Source organism: Corynebacterium sp. HMSC065D07 (assembly GCF_001810695.1).
GTDB classification, from domain to species: domain Bacteria; phylum Actinomycetota; class Actinomycetes; order Mycobacteriales; family Mycobacteriaceae; genus Corynebacterium; species Corynebacterium hesseae.
This window is the reverse complement of the sequence record NZ_KV802434.1, coordinates 72,562-81,779: the sequence shown is the minus strand read 5'-3', so window position 1 is coordinate 81,779 and position 9,218 is coordinate 72,562. Positions and strand designations below refer to the sequence as shown.

Annotated in this window: 8 protein-coding genes and 5 tRNA genes; 7 read left to right on the top strand and 6 right to left on the bottom strand. The window is 60.2% G+C overall.

What is annotated here, in order from left to right:
- Window positions 1-82: 82 nt before the first annotated feature.
- The 4 genes from HMPREF2760_RS04300 to HMPREF2760_RS04285 all read right to left on the bottom strand — a co-directional run bounded on the left by HMPREF2760_RS04300 (window position 83) and on the right by HMPREF2760_RS04285 (window position 505).
- Window positions 83-153 (bottom strand) — tRNA-Cys (locus HMPREF2760_RS04300).
- A 31-nt stretch (window positions 154-184) separates the two neighbouring features.
- A tRNA-Gly gene (locus tag HMPREF2760_RS04295) sits at window positions 185-260 on the bottom strand.
- 38 nt (window positions 261-298) lie between these two features.
- Window positions 299-370: transfer RNA gene (locus HMPREF2760_RS04290), tRNA-Val, on the bottom strand.
- A gap of 59 nt (window positions 371-429) precedes the next feature.
- A tRNA-Gly gene (locus tag HMPREF2760_RS04285) sits at window positions 430-505 on the bottom strand.
- 356 nt (window positions 506-861) lie between these two features.
- Between HMPREF2760_RS04285 and HMPREF2760_RS04280 the strand changes: the two genes are divergently transcribed.
- The 5 genes from HMPREF2760_RS04280 (at window position 862) to msrB (ending at window position 4,427) form a co-directional block, all read left to right on the top strand.
- Window positions 862-936, top strand: a tRNA-Val gene (locus tag HMPREF2760_RS04280).
- A 259-nt stretch (window positions 937-1,195) separates the two neighbouring features.
- The gene (locus HMPREF2760_RS04275; protein WP_371440616.1) at window positions 1,196-2,092 is read left to right on the top strand and encodes a TDT family transporter; all 897 of its coding nucleotides are present in this window, start codon (window positions 1,196-1,198) and stop codon (window positions 2,090-2,092) included.
- A gap of 66 nt (window positions 2,093-2,158) precedes the next feature.
- Entirely contained in the window at window positions 2,159-2,809 is a 651-nt protein-coding gene (locus tag HMPREF2760_RS04270) for a dihydrofolate reductase family protein (RefSeq protein ID WP_070563222.1), read from the top strand.
- 11 nt (window positions 2,810-2,820) lie between these two features.
- Window positions 2,821-4,017, top strand: coding sequence for a glycosyltransferase family 87 protein (locus tag HMPREF2760_RS04265; RefSeq protein WP_070563218.1), 1,197 nt, complete (start codon window positions 2,821-2,823; stop codon window positions 4,015-4,017).
- On the top strand, window positions 4,014-4,427 hold the full coding sequence (msrB, locus tag HMPREF2760_RS04260; RefSeq protein ID WP_070563215.1) for a peptide-methionine (R)-S-oxide reductase MsrB: 414 nt from the start codon (window positions 4,014-4,016) through the stop codon (window positions 4,425-4,427). The genes HMPREF2760_RS04265 and msrB overlap by 4 nt, the downstream gene beginning before the upstream one ends.
- 56 nt (window positions 4,428-4,483) lie before the next feature.
- Here the strand turns inward: msrB and hemQ are convergent, their stop codons facing one another.
- Complete coding sequence (gene hemQ / locus HMPREF2760_RS04255; RefSeq protein ID WP_070563212.1) at window positions 4,484-5,185, bottom strand: hydrogen peroxide-dependent heme synthase; 702 nt, start codon at window positions 5,183-5,185, stop codon at window positions 4,484-4,486.
- A gap of 176 nt (window positions 5,186-5,361) precedes the next feature.
- Here hemQ and HMPREF2760_RS04250 point away from each other — a divergent pair, with 176 nt between their 5' ends.
- A complete protein-coding gene (locus HMPREF2760_RS04250; protein ID WP_141746420.1) occupies window positions 5,362-5,976 on the top strand; it encodes a DUF3000 domain-containing protein in 615 nt (204 codons plus the stop codon).
- Between the two features lies 1 nt (window position 5,977).
- Window positions 5,978-7,201, top strand: a complete 1,224-nt coding sequence (locus HMPREF2760_RS04245; protein ID WP_070563206.1) for an HRDC domain-containing protein — start codon at window positions 5,978-5,980, stop codon at window positions 7,199-7,201.
- A gap of 19 nt (window positions 7,202-7,220) precedes the next feature.
- On the opposite strand, the gene dxs is transcribed toward HMPREF2760_RS04245, so the two are convergent.
- Complete coding sequence (gene dxs / locus HMPREF2760_RS04240; RefSeq protein ID WP_070563203.1) at window positions 7,221-9,119, bottom strand: 1-deoxy-D-xylulose-5-phosphate synthase; 1,899 nt, start codon at window positions 9,117-9,119, stop codon at window positions 7,221-7,223.
- Window positions 9,120-9,218: the final 99 nt, after the last annotated feature.

Sequence of the window (9,218 nt, the reverse complement as noted above, 5' to 3'; positions counted from 1 at the left end):
AGTGACCTCTTCCGTGTCAGGGAAGCGCTCTCCCGCTGAGCTAAACGCGCTCACAGCACCCGAAGTTGGGCGCCAGCTTTTGAGGTGGAAACGGGAATCGAACCCGTGTGCACGGTTTTGCAGACCGTTGCCTCACCACTCGGCCATTCCACCGTGGCGATACCGCCTCACACACTACATGTGCTGGAGCGGATGACGAGACTCGAACTCGCGACCCTCACCTTGGCAAGGTGATGCGCTACCAACTGCGCTACATCCGCATTCGAAACCAGGCCCGGTTTCTAGGACTAAGTCCTTGTGCGCGATACTGGGATTGAACCAGTGACCTCTTCCGTGTCAGGGAAGCGCTCTCCCACTGAGCTAATCGCGCTTATCCATTTATCAAGGCTATCTACTTGCTCAAGATTCCCTCTAGCATCAAGAAAGCCTTGGAGCGGATGACGAGACTCGAACTCGCGACCCTCACCTTGGCAAGGTGATGCGCTACCAACTGCGCTACATCCGCATTGCACGTTCCCGGCTGGTATGCCGTGGTGCGAGAAGAAACTTTATCGTGCACCGACCCAGTTTCCAAATCCGCAGCCCACAGCACTAATCCCCAACCATCCAACAGCGCATGGATTACATTAATGTGATTGAGACTGCGGTTACAGTGATTGCGCATGATTGCACTAGGAACACACTAGTACTGTCGGGAGAACTCCAAGATCCATCCGTTCTCGCACAGCCCTGAGTAGCCACTACACCCTTACAGTCGCGAGCAACCAACCAGAATAAATGCACGCAGAGTAAATGAAAGCGCGGTTGAGCTGGTCGATTAGGGGTTTCCATACGCGCGGTGTACCTTAAGTGCTGCACCGAGGTTCTATAGCTCAGTGGGAGAGCGTTCCGTTCACACCGGAAAGGTCGCTGGTTCAATCCCAGCTAGGACCACCATTAAAGCTGCAGGTAAAAGACGTGCAGCGTATAACACAAGCCTCCGCGTGGATACTATGTGGAAAACGAATCCGCATTTATCTGTTCACGCGGGGGTATTTTCTCATTGTTCCTGAAACTGGCCAAGAAAGCCAGACACGATAGCTCAACCCGTTGGGGCACGGCATGGTTGATAAAGCCTGCACGATATTGGACCTGCCCCGCGCGTAGTTACCCGATAACTCCATAATGGTTCAATAGAAACACGTGCAGGCATAGGGTGATAGATGTGCAGTTGCCAAAGTACGGCCCAGCCTGGGCAGGCTCCTTGATGGGAACCTCAATTGCGTCAACTTTGTCGGGTTTGCATGGTCTACGCGTAGGCCAAATTGTTTTTGCTCTTATCGCAGCTGTTCTGCTGGTGATTTTTACCGTGGGCGCGAGAAATGAACCGCCTCGACACCAGAATATGGCTGCGTGGGGCATGTACACGATGGGCCTGCTGGCGTGCGGCTCGGCATGGACCGCGTTGACTGGAAGCGATGCCTTCCAGTTGGCAAGTTGGTGGATTGGTGCACCGCTATCGGTGGTGGTCTGCCTATGGCAGCTGTGGGGGTTGTTCAAACAGCCGCACCTCTACGACAAGCCCGCTTTTCCTTGGGGCCTGGCACTTGTTTCTCCCATGGTGGCGGCGACCTCCGCAGGTCAGTTGGCTATGAACCACGGGCAGTTCTACCACTATGCCGGTGAGCTTTGCTTCTTCCTCACGTTCATCACCGCAATTCCGCTGTTCGCTTATTGCTATTGGTCTTTAGTACGCTGTCAAGATAGGCCGCGCGAGGCGGCTGCGGGTACGGCATGGATCCCACTCGGCGTGGTTGGACAGTCAACGGCGGCCTCGACACTGCTTTTTGACGCCCACCTCTACGGCATCATCATGTTCATCATTGGTGCGCCCTGCGTAGTATTCGCAATGTATTGCTTTTACCAAGCGGTAGTCGCGTGGGCCCCTTATGGCCCAGGCTGGTGGGGCTCCACATTCCCTGTCGGCACTTTGTGCCTTGGCTCCTGGAATGAAGGCTGGCACCGGTTGTCCCTTGCTTTATTGGTGCTCCTGCTATTGCATTGGGGAGCCTCTGCGCTGCGCTTCGGCACATGGCGGTTCCAACGCGCCTGATCACATACGCTCCGGCCAATCCCACGCCCTAAGCCGTCGTCGACATTTCAGGTACCGTGGGGCGCCATGAGTGACACTGCTCTGATAAACCACCTCATGGGGCCCGACCGAGAAGGAATCCGCTTGATTGCGGTGAGTACGCTCCACGGCTCCGCCACCATCGATGGAACCTCAGGGCCAATGGGCAACGCCACCGACGGTGAACTCTTCGCCGCACTGCGCGAGTGGGCCGACATTGCCGTCGTCGGCTCAGCCACGGTGAAGTCGGAAGAGTACGGACCGTCGACAAGCACGCGGCTCGCCGTACTCAGTCACTCCCTTGACTTTGCCGGGTTCGAGGGTTTCATTGCAGCAGGCCCCATCGTGCTTACCCCGGAGGAACGCGCATCGTCACCCGAGGCACGGCGCTTAGCCGACGCCGGCGCCGAAGTCATCAGCACAGGTACCGGAACCATGAGCGAGGCTATTGCTGCCCTTCGCGCCCAGGGCGCACGCCGCATCAGTTGTGAGGGCGGCCCTTCCGTGTACTCCGCCTTTATCGCCGAAGGACTTGTGGACAAGCTCTATTTGACGCTCGACCCGCACCTATCGCCCTCCGTCGAAAAGCCCGTCATCGATGGCAAAGCCACCTCCCCTGCGCTCAAGCTCGAGTTGGAGAACGTTGCTGCTGTCGACAGCACGGTGTTTCTGCGCTATCGACGAACCCAAACACCGTAAACTGTGCTGCCGTGACTTCTCCGGCTCCCTCAACCTCAGATTCCGCGCGACTGTGGACGGCCGCCGCGTGGCCCGCCGCCATAGTCTTGGTTTTCCATCGCGTGTTCGTACTCGCCTTCAACGGCACGGTGACCGATGATTTCGGCACCGTCTACCGCGCAATCCGGAACCTGTGGGAGGGCAACCCGGTCTACGAACAGAACTATTCCTTCGTCGAGCCGCTCTACCTATACAACCCGGGCGCAACGCTCCTCCTATCCCCCTTGGGGCTTGTTTCCGAGGAACACGCGCGCATCGCCTTCATCCTGGCCAACGCCGCGGCCATCGTCGCCGCCTTGGCCCTACTGACTCGCTTCGTAGGCCACAGCCTGCGAGGCCCCTTGTGGCCAGTCAGCGTCGCTGCTGCCTTCGCTACCGAATCGGTCATCAACACGTTGGTCTTTACCAATATAAACGGCGTGCTACTACTCGCCATGGTGGCGTTTCTAGTCTTGTTGGATAAACACGGATGGGCCGCCGGGCTGTGCATCGGTCTGGCGATTCTGGTTAAGCCGCAATTTGCCCCGCTGCTCTTCCTCGCTTTAGTGCGCAAGCGCTGGCTCACTGTAGGTTTGGGCGTGGCTATACCGCTAGTGAGCAACCTTGCTGCTTGGCCGATCGTCCCGGGCGTGGAAGGCTTCCGCGCCAATCTTCTTCCCTACCTGGCGACAACGCGCGATTATGCCAATGCCTCGTGGCCGGGCGTGCGCGCTTACTTCGATCTCCCCGGCATCATCTACTACCCCATCTGGCTCCTTTTCGCGGCGCTAGCCGCAGTGGCCATCCTCGGGCTTCTACGCTGGCGCAACAGCGAGCCCACCTTCTGGGCGCTGAGCACAAGTGGTGCCATCATGGTCGGCATCTTCTTCCTTTCCTCCCTGGGTCAGCAGTACTACTCCATGTGGCTTATCCCCATGCTGTTTACGGTGATGCTCGGACGCTCGGTCTTCCACACGTGGGGAGCATGGTTGGCCGCATTTTTATTCTTGGCGCCGCTCGAGTGGACGTCGACAAGCATGCCCACCGCCGCACACTGGATGAGCGTCTTCATCGCCACCATTGGGTGGGGACTGCTCATCGTGGTGACCGCCACCACCGTGACCGGCTGGTGGTCCGCGGAGCGAGGGGCTAGCCCAAAGCCTCAAGCTAGCGATAAACTCCCAGCATGACTGATTTCAAGCTCATTGCAGATACCGAATGGCGCAAGCGGTTAAGCCCCGAGGAGTACCACGTTCTGCGTGAGGCCGGAACGGAAGCACCGCACGTCGGCGAGTACACCAACACGACTACCGAAGGCGTGTACTCCTGCCGCGCCTGTGGTGCCGAGCTCTTCCGCTCCACGGAAAAGTTTGAGTCGCACTGCGGCTGGCCGTCCTTCTTCTCCCCTTTGGCCGGCGACGCCATCATTGAGCGCGAAGACAATTCACTGGGCATGCGCCGCATCGAGGTACTGTGCACTAACTGTGAATCCCACCTCGGCCACGTCTTCGAGGGTGAGGGCTACGATACGCCGACGGACCTGCGCTACTGCATCAATTCCATCTGCCTGGATCTAGAAGAAAAGCCGGTCGAGGACTAAACCCTCAACCGGCTTCCGGCGCTTTTCGCGGCAGCTACCGCGAATTATCGCGGTTCTTAAGGCAGGATCGCGATGAGCTCAGCCACGTCCTTCACGCGGCGGCCGGTGTGGAAAGGAATCTCCTCGCGCACGTGGTGACGAGCCTCGGTGTAGCGCATGAGGTACATCAGGTCCACGATGCGGTGCAGCTCCGGGGCCTCAAAGGCCAGGATCCACTCGTAGTCACCCAGCGCGAAGGCTGGCACGGTGTTGGCGCGTACGTCCGGATAATCACGTGCCTGCATGCCGTGCTCCATCAGGATGCGGCGGCGCTTTTCCTCATCCATGGTGTACCAGTCATAAGAGCGCACGAAGGGGTAGACGGAAATCCACTCGCCGGGCTCTTCGCCCATAATGAAGGACGGCAGGTGGGACTTGTTGAACTCCGCCGGGCGGTGCAGTGCATTGCCCACCCAGGTCACCTCGGAAACCTGCCCCAGGGTGGTCTCGCGGCGGAAGTCCGCAAAGGCCTTCTGGATGTCGGCGAATTCCTCAGCGTGCCACCAGATCATGAAGTCAGCGCTCTCCCGCATCCCGGAGAGATCATAGATACCGCGAACGGTAACCACGCCTGCTTCCTCCAATTCCGCGAAGAACTTCTGTGCCTGCGCCACGCTCTCCTCGCGCTCGGTGCCCAGCGCACCGGGGATTACTTGAAAAACCGCGTGCTGCGAATAGCGCTGGACCTTATTGAGCTCGGCGAAGTTGACCTTCGACATGCCTTTCTCCTTCTTTCAACCGACAGAGTTTCGCATCCATCATAAGTTGGAGACAACCCCTCGCGCCACTAGCCTTTCGGCGCGCCTTCCACCGCCACGAGGGCGGAGCTTATACGTTGTTCCCCGTGAGCAATTCCGACGTTTCTTCGCGCAACCTCGCAGGGGCACCGACCAACCTGCACGATCGCACCGCCGTCTCCCCCGCCGATTCGCGCCCTGCGGAGCCGAGCACCCCGGCCGCCTTCACGGAGGCCGTTGAGTCCCTCCATGCCGCACAGCTGCGCCCAGAAATCACGTTGGGCACCATCCGCCCACCGCAGCGCCTAGCGCCGTTCAGCCACGCCATCGGCTTGGAAGTTGAGCGCAACGAGCATGGGGATAACATCCCCACCGACTCTGACGGCGATGCCTTCGGCCGCCTCATCCTGCTCCACGATCCCGGCGCTGAGGAGGCCTGGGAAGGCGCAATGCGCCTCGTGGCCTACATCCAAGCGGACTTGGACGATGCCGTCGCTGGGGATCCGCTGCTTCCCGACGTCGCCTGGGAATGGCTTACCGAATCCCTTGACGTGCGCGAGGCGACCCATACAAACCTGGGCGGCACCGTCACGTCGACCGCCTCGGTTCGTTTCGGCGAGATCGGCGGCCCGCCGCGCGCCTACCAACTAGAAATGCGCGCCTCCTGGACCGCCGCCGGCCTAGATCTCGCCCCACACGTGGAAGCTTTTGCGCAAGTTCTTTCCCTCGTCGCAGGGCTGCCACCAGAAGGCGTAGCGGAGCTCGGGCGCTAACATGACTGAACTGCGCCAGGTACCGGTTGACGGAACACCAAAGGTCCTGCTTTCTCCCCGTGAATTTCACGCCGCCGCCGACCGCCTGGCAGCTGGAACTGGCCCCTTCGCCATCGACACCGAACGCGCGTCAGCTTACCGCTATGACGATCGCGCGTTCCTAGTACAAATTCGCCGAGAAGGTGCGGGCACTTTTTTGCTCGCCCCGGAACACCACAGGACTGAGCTTCGCGCGGCCTTAGCACCGGTGCTCAACGGCCAAGAATGGGTCGTCCATGCGGCCCCCTCCGATCTTCCTTGCCTAGCCTGGCTGGGCTTGTACCCAGGCAGGCTCTTCGATACCGAGCTGGCCGCCCGCTTCGCCGGCTTTGCCCACCCCAACTTGGCAGCAATGGTGCTGGAGCTTTTCGACGTCCAATTGGAAAAAGGCTACGGCGATTCCGACTGGTCCGAAACCCCCATTCCCCGGTCGTGGCGCAATTATGCGGCGCTTGACGTGGAGTTACTCAATGAGCTCGCTGTGACCTTGCGCGATATCCTCGCGGAGGAGGAAAAACTCGACTGGGCCTATGAGGAGTTTGAGAAGATAGTCGACGACCACGCGCGCATTAAAGGCCCCGAGCCCCGCTCGTGGCGGGATCTCAAGGGCGTGTCCTCGCTTCGCTCCGGCGAGCAGCTCGCCGTGGCTCGCGAGCTGTGGCAGCGCCGCGAATCTATCGCGCGCACCCAGGACGTGGCCCCCAACCGAGTACTACCGCACCGCGTGTTGGTGGACATTGCTCGCCGCGTGCCCCGCTCGCCACGCGAAATCAACCAAATCAAAGGTTTTCCCCGACGCCGCGGGGGTGCGACCTTGCGGTGGTTCGACGCGGTTGAAACCGCACTGGCCAGCCCGCGCCAGCAATGGCCGAAGGTGCTGCGCAGCCCGCGCCCGGTTCCTTCCAAATCAGTTTTTAGCCGGGAGTTCCCCGAACTGTGGCAGCTCTACACCGAAATCCGTAGTGACTTCGAGGACCTCGGCGATGAGCTCGGCATGAGCTACGAGCTCATTCTCAAACCCAGCCTGCTACGCATGGCCGTGTGGGCGGCGTGTGGCCCAGAGGGTGGCGTCGCCGGGGAAATCACAAACGCTTCGGATATCCCCGATTTCCTACGTTCCCAGGGCGCGCGCGAGTGGCAAATCGAGCTTGCCTCCCCGCTTTTGTGCCACGGGCTGGAGCAGTAGCGCCCACTCCCCCGCGTTCTTAGCTGCGGGCAGCTACCCACTCGCTGACGGACTCTGCGATTCCCTCCGGAGTCAGCCCGAATTCCTCAAGAACCTCACCGCGGCTGGCGTGCTTGGGGAAACAGCCCGGCACGCCGAGTCGGTGCACGGGGGTATCCACATCGGCAGCATCGAGTGCTTCGGCCACCATGGAACCCACGCCGCCACGCAGGATCCCGTCCTCCACCGTGACCACGAGGTCATGATCCGCAGCCAGCGCGATAATGGATTGTGGGACCGGAACCGGCCAGCGCGGATCAACGACGGTCACGTTGAAGCCTTCGGCTTCCAACCGCTCGGCGGCCCCCAGGGATCGGGCACTCATGGCGCCGATGGAGACGATCAGAACATCCGTTGCGTCGGCCGCTGATTCAGCAGCATCGGAATAGCGCAGGATGTCGACGCCATCATCGAGGCGCTTGAGCTCCTCACAATCATCCAGCAGGTTGCCCTTAGGGAAGCGCACTACCGTCGGGCCATCCTCGATGGAAATTGCTTCATTGAAGAGCTCCCTTAAGCGGGCACCATCGCGCGGTGCGGCGATGCGCATACCCGGGACGATGCTCATCAGCGCCATGTCCCAGACACCATTGTGCGAGGGACCATCGGATCCTGTGACGCCGGCGCGATCGAGAACGATGGTGACGGGCAGCTTCAGCAACGCGATGTCCATGACCACTTGGTCCACTGCGCGGTTGAGGAAGGTGGAATACACCGCCACCACCGGGTGCATACCTGCCAGCGCCAGGCCGGACGCAGAGGCCATGGCATGTTGTTCTGCAATTCCGACATCGAAGAAGCGCTCTGGGAACTCCTCTTGGAATGGAGCTAATCCCGTTGGGCCTGCCATAGCGGCGGTTATCGCCACAATATCCTCGCGGGCATGGCCGGCCTTAATGAGTTCCTCGGAGAAGGCCGCAGTCCATCCCGGTTGCTTCTGTCCTTTGGACACACCGGTGACTGGGTCGATAGCCCCTGTGGAGTGCATCTGGTCCTTCGGCTCATTGACCGCTGGTGCGAAGCCGTGGCCCTTCTCCGTGACCGTATGCACGATGATGGGGCCGTCATAGTCGCGGGCGTATCTCAGTGCCCGGACCACGGCGTCGATATCGTGTCCGTTAATCGGACCAATGTATTTGATGCCCAGTTCTGGGAACATCTCGGTGGGCAGGACGGTGGACTTCACGCCTTCCTTGACCGCATGCAAAGCGTCAAAGGTGCGCTCGCCTACCCAACCCATGGACTTCAGGCGCTTCTTGCCCAGCGCCATGAACTCGTCATAGCCATGCTGCGCGCGGATGCGCCCAAGGTTTTCTGAGAGTCCGCCGATGGTCGGTGAATAGGAGCGGCCATTGTCATTCACGATGATGACAACGTTGCGGTCTTTATCCGCAGAAATGTTGTTGAGCGCTTCCCAACACATGCCACCCGTCAGGGCGCCGTCACCGACAACCGCCACAGCATTGCGGTGCGATTCACCGCGAATCTTGAAGGCCTTGGACAGGCCGTCCACCGTGGACAGTGACGCCGAGGCGTGGGAGGATTCCGTCCAGTCGTGCTCAGATTCCCCGCGGTCCGTGTAGCCGGACAAGCCGCCCTTCTGGCGCAGCGTATCGAATTGATCGGCACGGCCCGTGAGCATCTTATGCACATATGCCTGGTGGGAGGTGTCAAAGACGATGGGATCTCGCGGGGAATCGAAGACGCGGTGGATCGCCACAGTGAGCTCCACAACACCCAAATTAGGGCCAAGGTGACCGCCGGTAGCGGACACCTTCTCAATCAAGCGCTGGCGAATCTCCGCCGCGAGCTCACCCAGTTGCGTCTTGCTCAGGGCTTTGAGATCGCCTGGTGATTGAATGGAATCCAGAATGCCCATAGAGCTTGCCTTAAACCCCTTCATCGATCGTTTTCTTCTCTACCACCGTACCCGCTAACACACGTGACACGTCAATCATTGCCCCGGCAGCACTCGAAG